Source organism: Actinopolymorpha pittospori, from assembly GCF_014873875.1.
Lineage (GTDB): Bacteria > Actinomycetota > Actinomycetes > Propionibacteriales > Actinopolymorphaceae > Actinopolymorpha > Actinopolymorpha pittospori.
Map to the genome: position 1 here is coordinate 9,946,854 of NZ_JADBEM010000001.1, position 17,532 is coordinate 9,964,385.

13 protein-coding genes are annotated in these 17,532 nt (G+C 70.0%); 4 read left to right on the forward strand and 9 right to left on the reverse strand.

The genetic code is table 11. The features are described from left to right. Positions 1-3: 3 nt before the first annotated feature. Complete coding sequence (locus tag HEB94_RS45980; RefSeq protein ID WP_192755665.1) at positions 4-3,411, reverse strand: S8 family serine peptidase; 3,408 nt, start codon at positions 3,409-3,411, stop codon at positions 4-6. A 139-nt stretch (positions 3,412-3,550) separates the two neighbouring features. Continuing rightward, on the reverse strand, positions 3,551-5,194 hold the full coding sequence (locus HEB94_RS45985; protein WP_192755666.1) for an FAD-binding oxidoreductase: 1,644 nt from the start codon (positions 5,192-5,194) through the stop codon (positions 3,551-3,553). Between the two features lie 218 nt (positions 5,195-5,412). Here HEB94_RS45985 and HEB94_RS45990 point away from each other — a divergent pair, with 218 nt between their 5' ends. Next, positions 5,413-6,018: a dihydrofolate reductase family protein gene (locus HEB94_RS45990; protein ID WP_192755667.1), complete on the forward strand. Its 606-nt coding sequence runs from the start codon at positions 5,413-5,415 to the stop codon at positions 6,016-6,018. A 24-nt stretch (positions 6,019-6,042) separates the two neighbouring features. Here HEB94_RS45990 and ispF read toward each other — a convergent pair whose 3' ends face one another. From ispF to HEB94_RS46010, 4 genes are all read right to left on the reverse strand, one after another. Next, positions 6,043-6,549: a 2-C-methyl-D-erythritol 2,4-cyclodiphosphate synthase gene (gene ispF, locus HEB94_RS45995; protein ID WP_192755668.1), complete on the reverse strand. Its 507-nt coding sequence runs from the start codon at positions 6,547-6,549 to the stop codon at positions 6,043-6,045. After that, complete coding sequence (gene ispD, locus HEB94_RS46000) at positions 6,539-7,252, reverse strand: 2-C-methyl-D-erythritol 4-phosphate cytidylyltransferase (RefSeq protein WP_192755669.1); 714 nt, start codon at positions 7,250-7,252, stop codon at positions 6,539-6,541. The genes ispF and ispD overlap by 11 nt, the downstream gene beginning before the upstream one ends. Positions 7,253-7,348: 96 nt before the next feature. After that, positions 7,349-7,834 (reverse strand): CarD family transcriptional regulator, encoded by a 486-nt coding sequence (locus tag HEB94_RS46005; protein WP_192755670.1) that lies wholly within the window; start codon positions 7,832-7,834, stop codon positions 7,349-7,351. Positions 7,835-7,979: 145 nt separating this feature from the next. Then, positions 7,980-8,765, reverse strand: coding sequence for a phytanoyl-CoA dioxygenase family protein (locus tag HEB94_RS46010; RefSeq protein ID WP_192755671.1), 786 nt, complete (start codon positions 8,763-8,765; stop codon positions 7,980-7,982). Between the two features lie 117 nt (positions 8,766-8,882). Here HEB94_RS46010 and HEB94_RS46015 point away from each other — a divergent pair, with 117 nt between their 5' ends. Further along, positions 8,883-9,812 (forward strand): AraC family transcriptional regulator, encoded by a 930-nt coding sequence (locus tag HEB94_RS46015; protein ID WP_192755672.1) that lies wholly within the window; start codon positions 8,883-8,885, stop codon positions 9,810-9,812. 71 nt (positions 9,813-9,883) lie between these two features. Beyond that, on the forward strand, positions 9,884-10,423 hold the full coding sequence (locus HEB94_RS46020; protein WP_192755673.1) for a copper chaperone PCu(A)C: 540 nt from the start codon (positions 9,884-9,886) through the stop codon (positions 10,421-10,423). Positions 10,424-10,812: 389 nt separating this feature from the next. Here the strand turns inward: HEB94_RS46020 and HEB94_RS46025 are convergent, their stop codons facing one another. Continuing rightward, the gene (locus HEB94_RS46025; RefSeq protein WP_192755674.1) at positions 10,813-11,493 is read right to left on the reverse strand and encodes a response regulator; all 681 of its coding nucleotides are present in this window, start codon (positions 11,491-11,493) and stop codon (positions 10,813-10,815) included. Beyond that, positions 11,490-12,809 carry a sensor histidine kinase gene (locus HEB94_RS46030; RefSeq protein ID WP_337918440.1) on the reverse strand — a complete coding sequence of 440 codons (1,320 nt, stop codon included), beginning with the start codon at positions 12,807-12,809 and terminating at the stop codon, positions 11,490-11,492. The genes HEB94_RS46025 and HEB94_RS46030 overlap by 4 nt, the downstream gene beginning before the upstream one ends. 133 nt (positions 12,810-12,942) lie before the next feature. Between HEB94_RS46030 and phoU the strand changes: the two genes are divergently transcribed. Further along, the gene (gene phoU, locus HEB94_RS46035) at positions 12,943-13,596 is read left to right on the forward strand and encodes a phosphate signaling complex protein PhoU (RefSeq protein WP_192755676.1); all 654 of its coding nucleotides are present in this window, start codon (positions 12,943-12,945) and stop codon (positions 13,594-13,596) included. 207 nt (positions 13,597-13,803) lie between these two features. On the opposite strand, the gene HEB94_RS46040 is transcribed toward phoU, so the two are convergent. Next, entirely contained in the window at positions 13,804-17,439 is a 3,636-nt protein-coding gene (locus tag HEB94_RS46040) for an ABC transporter ATP-binding protein (RefSeq protein ID WP_192755677.1), read from the reverse strand. Between the last annotated feature and the right edge of the window lie 93 nt (positions 17,440-17,532).

A 17,532-nucleotide genomic window follows, 5' to 3' on the forward strand; every position in this document is an offset into this window, starting at 1 on the left:
TGGTCACCGCAGGATCTCGTACGCGCGGACGACACTCTGCCGCACCCGGTTGCCGTCGGCGTCGCTCGCGTTCGCCCGTAGCGACACGAACGCCGCGCCGGCCGGGGTCTTCGGCACGACCGTGCGGAAGCCGGCACCCGTGCGCGTCACCGTGAGCGGGCGCCAGGTCCGCCCGTCGTCGAAGGACGCCTGAAGCGTGAGGGTGGTCCCCTTCGGCTGCACGCCGTCGGTGCGTTCGACCCCGATGCGCAGCGGGAACGCCCTGGCCGGGGCCCGGTCCCGCTGGTCGAAGTCACCCTCGATCCGGACGCCGAGCAGGCCCGGACCCTCGAAGTCCTCGAACGGCCCGCCGCTGAACGTCCAGCTCGCGTCGACCCGGGTGGCGAGGGTCGACCAGGGCACTGCCCGGGTGGCCCGCGTCGTGAGCGTGTACGTCCCGGGCTCCGACGGGATCTCGAAGGTGCCGCCCGACAGGTCCTCGTTGCTGCCCAGCGGTTGGCCGTTTCGACTCAGACTGGTCGTCGTGGTGATTCCGGTGGCGTCCCACGCGGGAGCGAAGCTGTGCCTGGAATCCGCCGGTGAGAACAGCCTGAGTGAGGGGAACAGCGTTCCGCCGTAGGAGAACGGGATCGCGATCGGGCCGATCGCGGCACGGTTCCAGTTCTCGACGTAGGTCCGGCCCGCGACGTACTCCCGGCCACGACCGTTGTCCTCGCCGCCCTCGTCGCCGGCGAGGCTGCGGGTCCAGGTCAGGTCGGGTCCGGCCGAGTAGTAGTCGATGCGCCGGCCGGGTACGCGGACGTCGTAGCCGATGTCCTGGGTCGATCCCTCGTTCGGCGCGGTCGCAATGCTCGCGAGGTGGGCGGTGCGGGTACCCGCGACGCCCTGGCTGTGGTAGGTGCCGGTGATGGCGGCGAGATCGCGGTCGTGGACGCGGAAGACCGGCGGGGAGGGGATCTGTCCCTGCTTCGTCTCGTGCAGGTTGTATCCGCGCGGGACGTCGCGGGACCCCTTCGCGGGCTCCGGCTCGGTGAGCGCTGACAGCAGCCCGAACGTGTACGGATAGGTCCGCACCTTCGGCGTGGGGGTGACGTAGAGGTCGCCGCTGCCGCGGTTCGGGTCGTCGCCGCCCCAGATCTGGTAGCCGGAGTGGTTGTTCGCGACCCAGATGGACTGCCTGCCCTGCGGTACGGCCTTCGCGGAGTCGACGACGGCTCGCACCGGACGTGCCTTGCGCGCGTCGAGGGTGACCGAGGTGTTCCGGTCCAGCGGCAGGTCGGGGCGGGCCATGAGGGTCGCGGTGCCCCGCTCGCCGGTGTCTGGTGTCGAGAAGGAACTGGTCGCGAGGTCGTAGCGGCCCTTGGGCAGCCGCACGGTGGTCGAACCTCCCGGGAGCGGGAGGTCACGGATCGCGCCGGTCGCGACATCGGTCAGCAGGACGACCGTCTCCGCGGGCTGCCCGTCGCGGTCGAGCGCGTCGACGGTCAGGTCGTAGGACTCGACCTCCCGGACGATGCCGATCGGGGTACGGCTGACCTGGCTTCCGCCCGCGGTGGCGGTGAGTTGTCCGCTGAAGGAGCCGTCCGCGGCCGGCACCGAGGTGTCGGTCACGACGGTGGCCCGCGCCGTTCCACCGGCGGGGACGACGATCCGGGCGGGCGTCACGGTGAACATCCCGGCCGGGGCCGGCGCTCCGTCCGAGCCGGTCGCCGTCACGGCGAGGTCGAGCGTGACGGCCACCTGGTCGGTGTTGCGGTAGGTCACGGTGCGGCTGATCGGCTGGTCGTCGGTGTGTGGCCAGTCGGCCAGACCGAGGCTGAGGGTCGCGGGTTCGGCCAGGACGTGCTGGTTGATCGCCCGGGCGAGGTCGAGCCGCCCGGCGCCCTGTTCGAACACGCTGAGCCCCGGCGTCGGTGTGGCGCTTGCCACCAGCGCGGACCGGAGTTCCTCCACGGTCCAGTCCGGGTGCTGCTGGACCAGGATCGCCGCGCCGCCGGCCACGTGTGGCGCCGCCATCGACGTGCCGGACATGACGGTGTAGTTCTCCTCGACGATCGGACCGGGGTTGGTCCCCTCGGCCCGCGCGGCGACGATGTCGACGCCCGGCGCGGTGATCTCGGGCTTGAGCGCGGAGCCGTCCAGGCTCGGGCCGCGGCTGGAGAACTCCGCCATTTGGTCTGACCGATCGACCGCCCCCACCGTGAGCGCGGCCGCGGCGCTGCCTGGCGACCCGATCGTCCCGGCGTCGGGTCCGGAGTTTCCGGCCGCCACCACGAACAGCGTGCCGTTCTCCTCGGTGAGCGCGTCGAGCGCAGCCTCGACCGGATCCAGCTCGGGGGTGTTGTCCTTGCCGAGGCTCATGTTGACGACGTCGGCACCTTGCGCGCTCGCCCACTCCATGCCGGCGATGATCCAGGAGTCCTGGCCGAACCCACCGTCGTCGAGGACCTTCCCGACGAGCAGTTCGGCGTCGGGAGCCACCCCCTTGTAGCGGCCGCCGGAGGCGGCTCCGCTGCCGGTGATGGTGGAGGCGACGTGGGTACCGTGACCGTCGCCGTCCTGCGTGCTGCCGGTTTCGGTGAAGTCCTTCGCCGCCGCGACGGCGTCGGAGAGGTCGGGATGGTGGGCGTCGATGCCGGTGTCGAGGACGGCGACCTTCACACCCTTGCCGGTGTATCCGGCCGCCCACGCGGTCGGCGCACCGACCTGCGGGACGCTCTGGTCGAGGGAGGCTCGCACCTGCCCGTCCAGCCACACCTTCGCGACGCCGGGGTCGAGCGTCCGCGCGTCCGTAGCACCGGCGGTGATCTCGGTCCAGAACCTCCCGGCCGCGGCCGTGGGGGTCCGCACCGCCTGGCCGCGGATGCTCGCGAGTTCGCGGGTCACCTTCGTCCCGGCCGCGGAGAGGTCGCGCCTGGCCGAGGCGCGCAGGGTCGGGTTGGTGGTGTAGGTGAGGATGAGCGGAAGTTCCTTGCCGGCTTGGCCGTCGGCCTGGTCGTAGAGCCCCTGCTCGGCCAGCGCCGTGACGTCGAACAGCCGGGCGTCCACCCTGCCGGCGGCGACCAGCGGGAGCGCGTCGGCGGGCAGCACGCTGAGGTGGTCGCCGCCGGTGCGCCGCTCCACGTAGCCGATGCCGGCCCGGCCCGGACCCGGTTCGAAGTCGGCACCCTGTCGGCCACCGGCGTACGTCGCGAGCTCGACCTTGTCACCGGTCACCAGCGTGACCGTCTTCACCGTCTTCGGTGCCACCGGTGGGTTCGCCGGGGTGCGCGCGCCCGTCACCTTCGCCGGCGTGCCGCCGGTGTTGGTGTTGGTGCCGGCGTTGGTGTTGGTGGTCGCCGCGGCGGTTCCCGCTGACCCGGCCACGGCCGCCGCGGCGAGCGCGAGGGCGAGCCATCGTGTTCTTCGCACGAACTTCCTCCCAGAACGATCTCGGTCCCGTACCTGGAATGTGTCCGCGACCACGGCAGGGGTTCCCGAAAGATGTGTCCACATGGCAAGGGCGCCGCCCACCTGTCGGTGAGCGGCGCCCTTGCTGGAGGAGCGCGAGTCAGTCCGGCAACTCGATGGACAACGAGTGGCGGAAGACGTCACGCGGGTCGAAGCGGGCCTTGATGCGCTGCAGACGTGGGTAGTTTCCCTTGTAGTACAGGGTGTGCCACGGCACGCCGGAGGTGTTCCACTCCGGGTCGGCGAGGTCGGAGTCGGGGTAGTTGATGTAGGAACCCTCGTTGGCGTCGTTCGGCACCGGTACGCCACCGGTCTCGGTGTAGAGGTCCTTGTAGAGGTTCCGGGTCCAGGCGATCTCGTTCTTGTCCTGCGTCGGGTCGGTCCAGCTCGTGGACAGGACCATCTTCATGAACGAGCTCCGCTGCGCCGTGGCGGTCGCGGCCGGGTCGACGGTGTTGACCTGGCCGCCGTAGGGCACGAACAGCAGGGTCGAGGCCGGGTTGCGGTAGTCGGGGTCGGTGAGGTGCGTGTGAATGGTCTCGATCTGGCTGGTGGTGTAGGGCTTGCGCAGGTACGCCGCCTTGAACTTCCCCCGCGTCGGCGACATGCTCTCCGCGATCGAGCGCGCCCGGGTGATGTTGAGGAACGGGCCCTCGACCGACTCCGAGACGAACGGCGCCGGACTCAGCCCCTCGATCATCGCGTCGTTGAACGCCTTGAGGAGCTTCTTGGCGTTGGGAAGCGTGCCGTCGATCTGCGTCGAGAGCAGGAACCCTTCGGCCGCACTGGGGGGAATCAGGAACGGGCTGTAGAGGCTGGCGTAGGGCGAGCCCGGCGCGGAGTTCTTCGCGTACCAGGAGAAGTAGTTGGTGAGCGCGCGGGTGAACGACTCCTTGGTGACCGCCGGCCAGCTCCACAGGACGAGGTTGCTCAGCAGGGTCGCGGGCGGCTGTGGCAACGCCTTGGTCGGATCGTTCCCGGAGGCGCCCTGGCTGCGCATGAGGTAGCGCGTGATGACGCCGTAGTTTCCGCCACCGGCACCGGTGTGTGCCCACCACAGGTCGCGGTTGGGGTCGGACTTCTCCCGGGTGGCGATGACCGGCCGAGCCCGACCGGACTTGTCCACGACCACGATCTCCAGGCCGTACAGGTGGTCGACGACCGACCCGTGTACGCGGGAGAGCGGGCCGTATCCGCCGCCGCAGAAGTGGCCGCCGACCCCGACGGACAGGCAGCCGCCGCCTGGCACGGTCACGCCCCACCCGTAGTAGAGCGCGTCGTACACCTCGTCCAGCGTCGCGCCCGCACCGATCGAGAAGGCTCCGTGCCGCTCGTCCCAGGACACGTCGTTCAGCTGCGACATGTCCACCAGCATCTTCACCTGCGGGTTGTCCACGAAGTCCTCGAAGCAGTGGCCGCCGCCACGAGCCGCGATCCGCTTGCCGGACTTCACCGCGTCCTCGACCGCACGGACGACGTCCTCGGTCGAGCGCGGCACCCGAATCTGGTCGGGGCTGCTGGAGAAGAGCCTGTTCTGGCCGCGCAGCACCAGGTCGGCGTAGCGCGGGTCGTCGGGACTGATCGCGCCGGAACCGCCGGCACCTCCCTTACCAGCGGTGCGGACCCGGGACGTCAGCTCCTCGGCGGAAGCGACGCCCGCCGAGGTGCCGACCAGCCCGAGCCCAGCGGCACCACCGAGCGCGACGGTCCCCGTAAGGAGGCCACGCCGGCTTACGTCTGTCATCGCTGAACCCCGTTCCATGTAGAAGAAGCGGGCCATGGCGGCCCGCTGGTTCCAGAACGTAGCGAACGGCCGCACCCGGTCACATCCACCGATCAGTTGATCATCCGGTGGGGCTTGCCCCCACGGATCGGGGGGTTGGCATGTCCGATCGACGGGTTTCGCTCCGACCAGCAGGTGAGAGGGGTGAGGACACTCCCCCGAAGCGAAGGAGCACCACCATGGGTGACGTCATCGTCGATCTGAGCATGTCGCTCGACGGATTCATCGCCGGCCCCGACGACGGACCCGAGCATCCGCTCGGCCGGGGCGGAGAGCGCCTGTTCACCTGGATGGCCGCCGGTCCGGAGTCCAACCGCGTCGAACGCCGACTCGTCCCACCGGACGCGAGCAAGGTCGTCATCGACGAGTGGATGACGGACTGCGGCGCGATGATCAGCGGCCGCCGAACGTTCGACATCGCGCGCGGCTGGAAGGACGGCCATCCGGTGGACGCACCGATCTTCGTGCTCACCCACGAGGCTCCCACGCACGGCGAGTGGAGCCCGCGGGTGTCGTTCGTGACCGAGGGGATCGAGCGTGCCCTCGAACTCGCGCGGAAGGCCGCCGGCGACCGGAAGATCTCCGTCTGCGGCGCCGACCCGGTTCAGCAGCTCCTCCGTCTCGGCCTGCTGGACGAGATCCAGGTGAGCGTCGCCCCCGTCTTGCTCGGATCGGGTGTGCGACTCTTCGACCACCTCGGAGGGGAGCCGATCGAGCTGGAACAGACGAGGGTCATCGAGTCCGAGGGCGTGACCCACCTGCGCGACCGCGTCCGGCGCGGTTGAGACGCCGGTCAGGACACGCGACCTCTAGGGTCGGAGCTGGACGACGAGGGCGGTCGCGTAGGCGGCGAGGCCCTCACCGCGTCCGGTGAAGCCAAGCCCGTCCGTCGTCGTCGCCGACACACTGACCGGCGCGCCGCAGGCCTCACCGAGTACGCGTTCGGCCTCCGCGCGGCGCCGGCCGATCCGGGGGCGAACCCCGACGACCTGCACCGAGATGTTGCCGACCCGCCAACCGGCGGCGCTCACCCGGCGCGTCATCTCGGCGAGGAGTACGACCCCGGAGGCGCCCGCCCATGCGGGGTCCGACGTTCCGATCTGGGAGCCGAGGTCACCAAGGCCCGCGGCCGAGAGCAGGGCGTCGCAGCAGGCGTGTGCGGCGACGTCGCCGTCGGAGTGCCCGGCGAGGCCGACGTCCTCCTCGGGCCAGTGCAGCCCGGCGACCCACATGGGCAGGTTCGGTGCGAACGCGTGGACGTCGATGGCGGTGCCCACTCTCGGCAGGTTGAGGTCTCCGGCCGGTTCAGCGGCCACTGGCGGCCCTCCGCCTGGTCAACAGCGCCTCCGCGACCAGCAGGTCGAGCGGCCGGGTGACCTTGAACGCCTCCTCCGCGCCGGGGATGGCCACGACGGACACGCCGTGACACTCGACCAGGCCGGCGTCGTCGGTGATGACGCTCAACTCGTCGACGGGCAGGCCGGCCGCCCAGGCGTGCGCGGTGGCGAGGGCGGCCCGCCGGAACCCCTGCGGCGTCTGGACCGCACGGAGTTCGGAACGGTCGAGGGTTCGGACGACCTTGTCGCCGGCGACCACCTTCACCGTGTCGGCGAGGGGGACGACGGGGACGCAGGCGTCGGCCCCGTGCCGGATCGTCATCGCCACCGCGTCCACGAGTTCGGGCGGGGCGAGCGGACGGGCGGCGTCGTGGACCAGCACCACGTCGACGTCGGCCGGCAGCGTCGCGAGCGCGCGGGCGACGGAGGCGTGTCGGTCCTGACCGCCGGGGACGACGTGAACGTCACTGCCCCATTCGTAGTCGGCGAGCAGGCGTTCGACCGCCGTCACGTCGTCAGGTGGGGCGGCGACGACCACGAGGTCGACCGAACGCGCCTGGTCGACGGCGCGGATCGCGTGGACGAGCAGAGGGGCGCCACCGAGCACGCGGAGCGCCTTGGGAATGCCAGGACCCAGGCGTTCGCCACGCCCAGCGGCCGGAATGATCGCAGCGGTTCTCATCACTTCTACGAAGCCAGGAAGGGGTGCGGGCGCACCCGAGCGCAAGGAAAACCTCGGCCCCGGGGTTTGTCCGGGGCCGAGGGCTGACGAGCGTCGTCAGGAAGCGAGCACCTCGTCGAGGAGGGTCTCGGCCTTGTCCTCGTTGGTGTTCTCTGCCAGTGCGAGTTCGGACACGAGGATCTGGCGTGCCTTGGCCAGCATCCGCTTCTCACCCGCGGACAGTCCGCGGTCGCGCTCACGACGCCAGAGGTCTCGAACTACCTCCGCCACCTTGATGACGTCACCGGAGGCGAGCTTCTCGAGGTTGGCCTTGTAACGCCGCGACCAGTTGGTCGGTTCTTCCGTGTGTGGCGCGCGAAGGACTTCGAAGACCTTCTCAAGACCATCCTGACCAACTACATCGCGAACGCCGACCAGGTCGACATTGTCCGCAGGGACCCGGACAACGAGATCGCTTTGTGCGACGATGCGCAGGACGAGGTAGATCTTGTCCTCGCCCTTGATCTTGCGTGTCTCGATGTCATCGATGACGGCAGCCCCATGATGGGGGTACACCACTGTCTCGCCGACCTTGAAAGTCATATGTCAGGTACCCCTTCCTTGGTGACAAGGGTAACACGGGGCGATCCTGGCACCCTCGACGTTTCCGCAGGTCAGCGCGGGGATAGGGGGTTGACAAGCCGTACACCGCCATGCTCGGGCAGGTGAGCGGGCCCTCCGCGAGGCCTCAGGACCACTCCTCACAACCGCGAAAAGCAAGGTGTTCTCCGGGGATGTAGGTGGGCTTGGGCTGGTAGGGATTGACCCCCGGCTCGCCCCGGAGCAGGAAGGCGCTGGCCCAGGGAAGTTCGTCGGAGACGATGCGGGTCGTGGTCGGGATATAGCGGATCGTGAGTCCGCAGCGGCGGTGTGGAGACGTGTTCGCGTTGCTGCCATGGACGATGTGCGGGTGGTGCACCTCCACGTCGCCGGGCGCGAGCACGACGTCCACCGCCTTGTCCTCCTCGACGTCGACGGCGATCTCCTTCCCGAGAACGCTTTCCACGTCGGTGTTGTCCCGCATCCCCGCGACGTCGTGCTTGTGTGTTCCCGGGACCAACCGGACACAGCCGTTCTCCGGCGTCGAAGCGTCCACAGCGAGCCAGAGCGTCACGACCTCCATCGGCTCCAGCGGCCAGAAAGCGCCGTCCTGGTGCCACAGGACCGGCTGACCGGAGTACGCCGGCTTGCAGATGTAGTGCGACGCGAAGAGCGCGATGTCGGGTCCGACGAACAGTTGCGCGATGTCGAGCAACCGGTCGTCACTGATCAGCCGAACCCAGAACGGGTCGTTTTGCATCAGAACGTGCCCGAGCTGTTCCGGGCGGAGCTCGGGGTGGCGGGCCTGCAGCCACTCCACGTGCGCGTTCACTTCGTTGATCAGCTCCGGGTCGATGACGTTCCGGAAGATCATGTAGCCGTCGGCGTCGTAGCGTTCGAGGACCTCCCGCTGGTCCACGGCTGGTGCGCTCATGTCCTGCCCCTGCTTTCTCTGGCCGGTTCGGCGGTTGCCGACGTGGTTGCTGCCATCGTCGAGCCGGTACCGGTCCGGAGATAGCACTGCGAATGCGGGAATGTGTACTTTCGTGACATGCCGTCCGGGCAGCCGCTCCGGTTCGAGTCCCACGCACTGGGGCGCGCCTTCCACGCCGCCCACGTCCGGCTCGGGCCCCGCTCCGGCGGCTCCGACCTGCACGGGCACGCCGACTTCTACGAGCTCATGGGCGTCGTCGACGGATGTGGCGAACACCACGCGGGATCGGGGTCTCACCCATTGGAACCGGGCGACGTGGTGCTCGTCCGCCCGCGTGACCGGCACGCGATCGCCGGCCGCCCGCCGCGCGGCCTGGCCTTCGTCAACGTCGCGTTTCCGGCACCGGCCTGGGAGGCGTTCGTCGACCTGACCCACGCCGACCCGGAGGGGACCTGGAACCGGCGCCGGGAGCCTCCGCTGCTGTCGCTCCGGGGTCGGCGAGCGGTCGCGGCGCGGGCGGCGTTCGACCGGGCGCTCACGGCGTTCCAGCGCACACCGACGATGCTCGACCTGGTGCGGTTCTGGTCCGACGTCCTCGACCTGGCCGCCGACACCGACTTCGGTCGCCTTCCCGGCATGGACGGCGACGCCGGCGCGGGGACGACCAGTGCCGTACGCATCGCGGCCGCCACCGACAGCGACGGCGCGGTCCGGCCGGAGTGGCTGGTGCGGGCCCGCGCGGCGATGCACCGGGAGGAGAATCTTCGGGACGGCGTGGCGCGCCTGCGCGAACTCGCCTCCGTCAGTGCCGCGCACCTGGCCAGGTCGATGCGGGAGCACTACGCCACCTCGCCGACCCGGTTCGTCACGGCGCTGCGGCTCGAACGCGCGTGCGCGCTGCTCGCGACGACCGACCTCACCGTCACCGCCATCGCCCACCGCTGCGGGTTCGCGAGCCAGTCGTACTTCACGCGGTGCTTCCGCGCCGCCCACGGCGTCTCACCTCGGGCGTTCCGGCAGCGGGCTCGGCGTGCCTTCGTGCCCTGAGCGCGGAGTGCCGCAGGCACGCCCGATACGCTGTGCCCGCGCTGGGTGTGGACCTCCGAGGAAGGAACGCCGTGCAGTCATCGAGGGTCAGCCGCGGCCTCGTCGCGGGCTTGGTCGTAGTCGCTCTGCCCGTACTCTCCAGCTGTGTGGCCGTCTCCGGCTCACAGACTCAGGAGCCGTACACGCCGTCCGACGGTGTCTGGGCCAACAGCAACGGGCTCGAGCTCCGCAACGTCATCGCCGTCGCTCCTCGTAACGGGGAGGCGACGCTCGTCGGCACGATCCTCAACAACGGCGGGTCGGCCGACTCCCTGGTGAGCGTGCGGGTCAACGGAGCACGGACGCGGCTCGGCTCGGCTCCGCTCGAGCTTCCGGCCGGCCAGACGAAGCAACTCGGCGTCGACACCAGCCTCGGCCGGGCGGTCCCGGCCAGCCTGGAGGGTTCGTCCCTGAAGTCCGGCTCGACCATCCCGATGACGTTCGAGTTCGAGCGGGCCGGCGACGTCCGCCTCGACGTCATGGTGGTCCCCCAGTCGGGTTACTACGCCACGGTGCCGGCTCCCAGCGACGCGCCCTCGCCCTCCCACACCACCCCGGCCATCCCGGGCTGAGCACCGACGGCCGCGACGCTCCTCAGCACGTTCGAAACACCGCACCGCACCGCCACGGAAGTTCGGCGATGCGGTGCGGTTTTCCATGCTCGGCGCGGGTCCGATCCACGAGGCGGACCAGGCGAACCAGTCCCCAGGTCGAGGGGAGAGGGATCGGTGGGCGACGCCCCACCGAAACGAAGGTCCGCCGGGCCGAGTGGCTCCGGCGGACTCAGAACATCAGGGATGTCCCGTCGACCAGACGTTTGCGCTGGCCAGGGCGTCGGTCTCCCGGGGCGTCGGTCTGGCCAGGGCGTCGGTCTCCCGGGGCGTCGACTCACCGTTGACGTCGACTCCGCCCTGAGGGAGACCACCTGCCCCTCGAACCCCCGCCAGTCGGGGGCCGAGGGCTAGCCCTCGAACTTGTAGCCGAGGCCGCGCACCGTCACGAGGTGGCGCGGGTTGGACGGGTCAGGCTCGATCTTCGCCCGCAGCCGCTTGACGTGGACGTCCAGCGTCTTGGTGTCACCGACGTAGTCGGCTCCCCACACCCGGTCGATCAGCTGCCCGCGGGTCAGCACCCGGCCGGTGTTGCGGAGGAACATCTCCAACAGCTCGAACTCCTTCAACGGGAGCCGGACGTCGTCGCCGCCGACCGAGACGACGTGCCGGTCGACGTCCATCCGCACCGGGCCACCCTCCAGAGTGACCTGGACGACCTCGCTCACCTCGAACCCGCGCCGCAGCACGGCCCGGATACGCGCCACCAGCTCACGCGGGCTGAACGGCTTGGTCACGTAGTCGTCGGCGCCGAGTTCCAGCCCGACGACCTTGTCGACCTCGGTGTCCTTGGCGGTCACCATGATCACCGGCACGTTGGATCGGCGCCGCAGCTCGCGGCACACCTCCGTGCCCGGCAGTCCGGGCAGCATCAGATCCAGCAGCACGATGTCGGCGCCGCCTCGTTCGAACTCCTCCAACGCGACGTTGCCGTTGGCGGCGAGCGCGACCTCGAACCCCTCCTTGCGGAGCATGTACGAGAGCGCGTCGCTGTAGCTTTCCTCGTCCTCCACGACGAGAACACGTGTCACCGGGTTGCCTCCTTCGGGCGACGTCCGGCGGTGGTACCCGCCGGCATCGTGGGACTGTTCCGTCCATTCGCCGCCTGGCCGGGGTCACCGGCTGGTGCGGGCCCTTCCCCCGTGGTCGCCCCGTTGGGTCCACCGGGGCGAGGGATGTCGACTGTGGGATCGTTGCGCAGTGGGAGCTGGAGCGTGAACGTCGACCCTTCGCCCTCCACACTCCACACCTCGACCGCTCCGCCGTGGCTTGCCGCCACGTGCTTCACGATGGAAAGCCCGAGGCCGGTGCCACCGGTCTCGCGGCTGCGGGCCTGGTCGACGCGGTAGAAGCGTTCGAAGACCCGCTCAAGCTCCTTCTCCGGGATGCCGACGCCCTGGTCGCTGACCGAGATCTCGATGATCTGCGACACGCCGTCGACTCCGGCGGTGTCGGGGTCCGGCGCGGTGCGGCGTACGTCGACCACCACCCGGGTGTGGTGAGGGCTGTAGCTCACGGCGTTCTCGATCAGGTTGCCCAGAGCGATGACGAGCTGCTGCTCGCTGCCGGCGACGCGCAGGTCGGTCTCACCGGCGCGGACGAGTTCGACGAACTTCGCCTGCGCGTCGACGCGGGACCGGTCCAGCGCCCCGTCGATCACCCGGTCCAGGCGGACCACGGAGGCCTCCTCCACCGGATCGTCGGCCTGGACCCGGGAGAGCTCGATGATCTGCTGCACCAGCCGGGTCAGCCGCTCGCTCTCGATCTGCATCCGGTTGGAGAACCGCTGGACCGCCTCCGGGTCGTCGGCCGCGTGCTGGACCGCCTCGGCGAGCAGGACGAGGGCGCCGATCGGGGTCTTGAGCTCGTGGCTGACGTTGGCCACGAAGTCACGCCGGATCGCGTCGACGCGGCGTTCCTTGGTGCGGTCCTCGACCAGGACGAGGATGAGCTGGCTGCCGACGGGGGCGACCCGGGCCGAGACCGACAGGACGTCCTGGCCGAACCGGTCGCGGGGCAGCTCGAGGTCGCACTGGCGGATCTCCCCGTCGCGGCGTACCTGGCGGACCAGGTCGAGCAGCTCCTCGACGACGATCCGGGTGCCACGCACCAGGCCGAAGGATCGGGCGGGCGCGCTCGCCTGCCGGACCTCGTCATAGGGTCCGACGACCACGGCTGCCGAGCGCAGCACGGCAAGGACCTTCGCCACGTCGGGGGGAACGGCCGGCTCCGGGCGCTCCGGAGCCCGAGCCTGGGCGCGCTCGCTGAACCGGAACGCGAGGGCAGCCACTCCACCGACGGCGAGGCCGACCAGACCGCCAAGGGTGGCGGCAAGTGTCGCGTCCACGCCACGATGGTAAGCCGACATCGGTGCGGTAAGCCCCGCTCAGGGCCCTGCGCCCACCTCGCGACGACCACTGTTCACCCGTTGTTTGACACAGGACTTCGCACCGCCACCTGGATCACCTACGGTGTTCGCTATGCGAGACGCATTCCATGAGCAGCTGCAGCACCTCAACGACCGTCTGGTCGAGATGGCCAACCTCGTCGAGGTCGCCGTTCGGGAGGGTACGGCCGCCCTGCTGGAGGCCGATGCGAGGCGGGCCGAGCGGGTGATCGCCGCGGATGCCCAGATCGACCGCTTGCAGGCTCTTGTGGAAGAACGCACCTTTGAGCAACTTGCCCTGCAACAGCCGGTTGCGGCCGATCTGCGGTCCCTGGTCGCGGCCCTGCGGATGGTGGCCGACCTGGAGCGGATGGGCGACCTCGCCGAGCACGTCGCCAAGATCGCCCGGATGCGTTACCCCGAGTGCGCGATCCCGGAGGAGCTGAAGCCGACGATCGCCGAGATGGGTCACGTCGCCGAGCGCATGGTCCACAAGGTCTCCAAGACGGTGGAGGCCTCCGACGTCAGCCGCGCCGTCGACCTGGTGGCCGAGGACGACGAGATGGACCGGCTGCGACGCTCCCTCTTCCACACCCTGCTCGACGCGGAGTGGAAGCACGGCGTGGAGGCCGCGGTCGACATCGCGCTGCTCGGCCGTTACTACGAGCGAATCGCCGACCACGCCGTCTCGATGGCCCGCCGGGTCATCTACCTCGTCACCGGCGACGTGCCCGCGCGCACGTCCTGACCGGCGACCACCGGACCTCTCCCGGCCCGGAGACCTCCCGGCCTGACACCCTCACACCGAAGACCTCGTGGCCGGCCCGTCCAGGGCCGGCCACTTCCGCATCTGAGGTGACCGGCCGCACCGCCTCGGCACCCGATGACACCCGGGTGGCCGGAGACACGCCGCGGTCCGCGCAGGCGTATCCCCGACCACCCTCCCGGCGGTGGTCTACGACGCGGGTGACATGCGCGCCGCCTGGAACTCCTCCGAGCTCTGGTCCGCGACCACCCTGCCGTCGTGCACGGTCACGATCCGGTCCACCCAGCGCAGGGTCTGCGGTCGGTGGGCGATGACGATCGTCGTACGCCCGGCGGCCGCCCGGCGCATGGCCTCCTCGACCCGCCGCTCGCTCTTCAGGTCGAGGTGTGACGTCGCCTCGTCCAGGACCAGCACCCGAGGATCGAGCACCAGGGCCCGGGCCAGGCACAGCAACTGCCGCTGGCCCGCGGACAGCGACTTGCCACGTTCCTGCACCTCGTGGAGGTAGCCGCCGTCCAGTTGGCTGATGAACTCGTGCGCGCCGACCGCCCGGGCCGCCGCCTCGACGAGCTCGTCGCTGACGTTCGGCGTCCCGTAGGCGATGTTGTCCCGGATGGTGCGGGAGAACAGGAACGGTTCCTGCGGGACGTAGCCCATCGCCTGTCGGTACTCCGACGGGTTGAACCGGGTCACCGGCGTACCGTCAACCTCGACCTGCCCGTCGGTGGTGTCGTAGAACCGCGTGATCACCTTGGCGATCGTCGACTTGCCGGCGCCGGTCTGTCCGACGAAGGCGACCCGCTCACCCGCGTCGATGCGCAGGTCGGCGTTGCGCAGGGCCGGCTTGCGGGTGCCGTTGTACTGCAGGGTGACGTCCCGCAGCTCGATGTCACCGCGCAGCTGACCGACGGTGGCCGGCTGCTCCGGCGTGGGCACGCTGATCTCCTCGGCGAGCAGAGCCGAGATCCGGGTGATGCCGGTGCGCGCCCGCTGGTAGATGTCGAACACCGTCGCCATCTGCTGGATCGGCGCGAACGCCAGTGCTAGGTAGAGCAGGAACGGCACGAGGTCCGCGACCTGGAGCTGACCGGCGTCGATGAGGCGCCAGCCGACGATCAGCGTGGTGGCGATGGTGAGACCGGCGAGCAACTCGATGAACGCGACGTAGAGCGCCGTGGCGCGGTTGCTCGTCCGCCGGGCGACGAACTGCTGGCCCGCCAGGTCACGGAAGTGCTCCTGGTTGGCCGCCTCCCGCCGGAACGCCTGCGTCACCGGCAGCACCGCGAGCGTCTCGTGCAGGTAGGTGTTGAGTGCGGAGTTGAGCTCCCGGGCCTGCTCGTACGCCGGTCCCACCACGCGGCGGTACCAGATCGTCGCGAGGGTCGCCGGCGGTACGACCGCGAGGACCACCAGGGCGAGGGTCGGGTTGAGGATCAGTAGCACCACGGTCATGCCGGTGAACGTCACGATCGCGACCAGTGCGTTGGTGAGTCCGGCCTGGATCAGCTCGGCGACCGCGTTGACGTCGGAGGTGAGGCGGGTCATGATGCGGCCGGCGTGCGTACGGTCGTAGTAGTCCATGCCGAGCCGCTGCAGGTGCGCGAACATCCTTACCCGCAAGCCGTACAGGATGCGTTCGGTCGTACGCGAGGTCACGAACGTCGTCGCCCACACGTCGCCCCAGTCGATCAGCGCGACCGCGCCGAAGATCGCACAGGTCAGGAGCAGCAGACCGAGCGACTTGTTGCCGAGCGCGTGCTGGAGCCCGTTCTGGACCAGCAGAGGTCCGGCCAGTACGGCGAGTGCGTCCACCAGCAGCAGGATCAGACCGAGGACGATCCCCCACTGCTGGGTGCGCACCATCTTGACAAACCGGAACCGGCCGATCCGCGTCGCCTCCCGCTCGATGTCCACGCTGGCCTCGTCGGTGGCCGGCCGCAGTGCGGCCAGCGCCCTCAGCAGTTCGGGCGAGACGGGGTCTCCGACGCGGGCCCGCAGCGGGTTGACGGCGTGCTCGGAGGGCTGCCAGGCCTCGGGTGTGACCTCGGCGGTGGCAGTGTTCTCCTCCTGCGCGGTGGCCCCGTCCGCGAGCTCCGACATCAGGGAGCGGTAGAGCGTGGACCTGGCCAGCAACTCCTCGTGGCTGCCCTCGTCCACGACCCGGCCTCCGTCGACCAGGACCACCCGGTCGGCGAGTTGGACCGTCGACTCCCGGTAGGCGACGACGATCACCGTCCGGCCGGCCACGACGTCCTGCATCGCGTCGAGGATGCGGCGTTCGACGTGGACGTCGACAGCCGAGGTCGCGTCGTCGAGCACCAGGACGTCGGCGTCGGCGACCAGGGCGCGTGCCAGCGCGATCCGCTGCCGCTGTCCACCGGAAAGGCTCAGCCCCTCCTGGCCGACCTCGGTCTCGTAGCCCTCGGGCAGACCCTCGATGAAGTCGTGGATGGCGGCGATCTTCGCCATCCTGACCACCTCGTCGTCGGTGGCGTCCGAACGGCCGTAGGCGATGTTGTCGCGGATCGAGCCGGACAGCAGCATGGCCTCGTCGAAGACGACACTGACGCGCCGGCGTAGGTCGGGCAGGGACAGCTCCCGGACGTCCACTCCGTCGAGGAGTACGCGACCCTCGCTCACGTCCCGCAGACGGGACACCAACTGCAGGGCGGTCGACTTTCCCGAACCGGTCGGACCGACGATGGCCACCGTCTCGCCGGGAAGGACGTCCAGGCTGAAGCCGTCGAGTGCCCGCGGACCCTCGGAGTACTGGAAGCCCACGTGGTCGAAGCTGACGAACGCGCCCCGCTCCTCGTGGTCATGGTCGTGATCGCGACCGTCAAGCTTGCCTTGACGCTGTTCCCGGGGTTCCTGGCGGTCCTGCACCTCGGGCTGGACGGCGAACACCTCGGCGATCCGCTCGGTGCCCGACCGGGCCCGCGGCAGGAGGGTGAGCACCATCGCCAACAGGCGGGCGGACCCGTTGAGGTCGGCGAGATAGGCGAGGAACGCGAAGAACGTACCGACGGTCAGGTGGCCGTTCAGGGCGAGCCAGCCGCCGAGCATGAGCACGAGCACCTGTCCCACCAGCGGAGACGCCTGCAGGGTGGCAAGGAGCGGCGAGCGTTCCCGCACCGCGCGCACACGCGAGCGGAACATCACGGTGAGCGACTCGACGAACCGGCCGAGTTCGGCTCGCTCCTGTCCGAAGCCCTTGACGACGCGGACACCGGTGATCGCCTCCTCGGCGACCGTGGTCATGTCGGCCTCACGCTGCTGGGCGTCCCAGGAGGCCGCGTAGACCCGCATGTGCAGGCGCCGCGCGACGACGACCAGCCCGACGAGCACGGCACAAAGGACCAATGCCAGTGGGGGCGACAACGTTGCCATGATGAACAGCGCCGCCACGACCTGAAGCACGGTTCCCAGCACCGGCGGGAGCAGGCCGACGGCCTGTTGGATCAGTACCAGGTCGGAGTTGACCCGGGCGACCAACTGGCCACTCTGCATCCGTTCGTGCGCCGCGGCGTCGAGATGTTGCAGGTGGGCGTAGAGATCGTCGCGGATGTCGTTCTGAACGTGGATGCTCAGCCGGCCGCCCGTCTCACGCCACAGGCAACTGCTCGCGGCACGGAACGCGACGACGGCGACCAACGCGGCCACCCAGGGCAGAACGGGCTTGCTCCGCGCGATGATCGCGTCGTCGACGACGATCTTCTGCAGCAACGGCGCGGAGACCATGGCCGTGGTCCAGGCGGCAGCGGCGACCAGCGAGAGCACCAGGGCGCGACGGTGCCGGCCGAGGTAGGGAGCGAGCCAGCGCAACCATCCCTTGACAGGGGTCTCCGGTTGGGAGATCGCCTTGTCAGAAAGGGAATCCGGCGTCGCGGTCGAAGGCGACGGACGGTTCGATCGGGG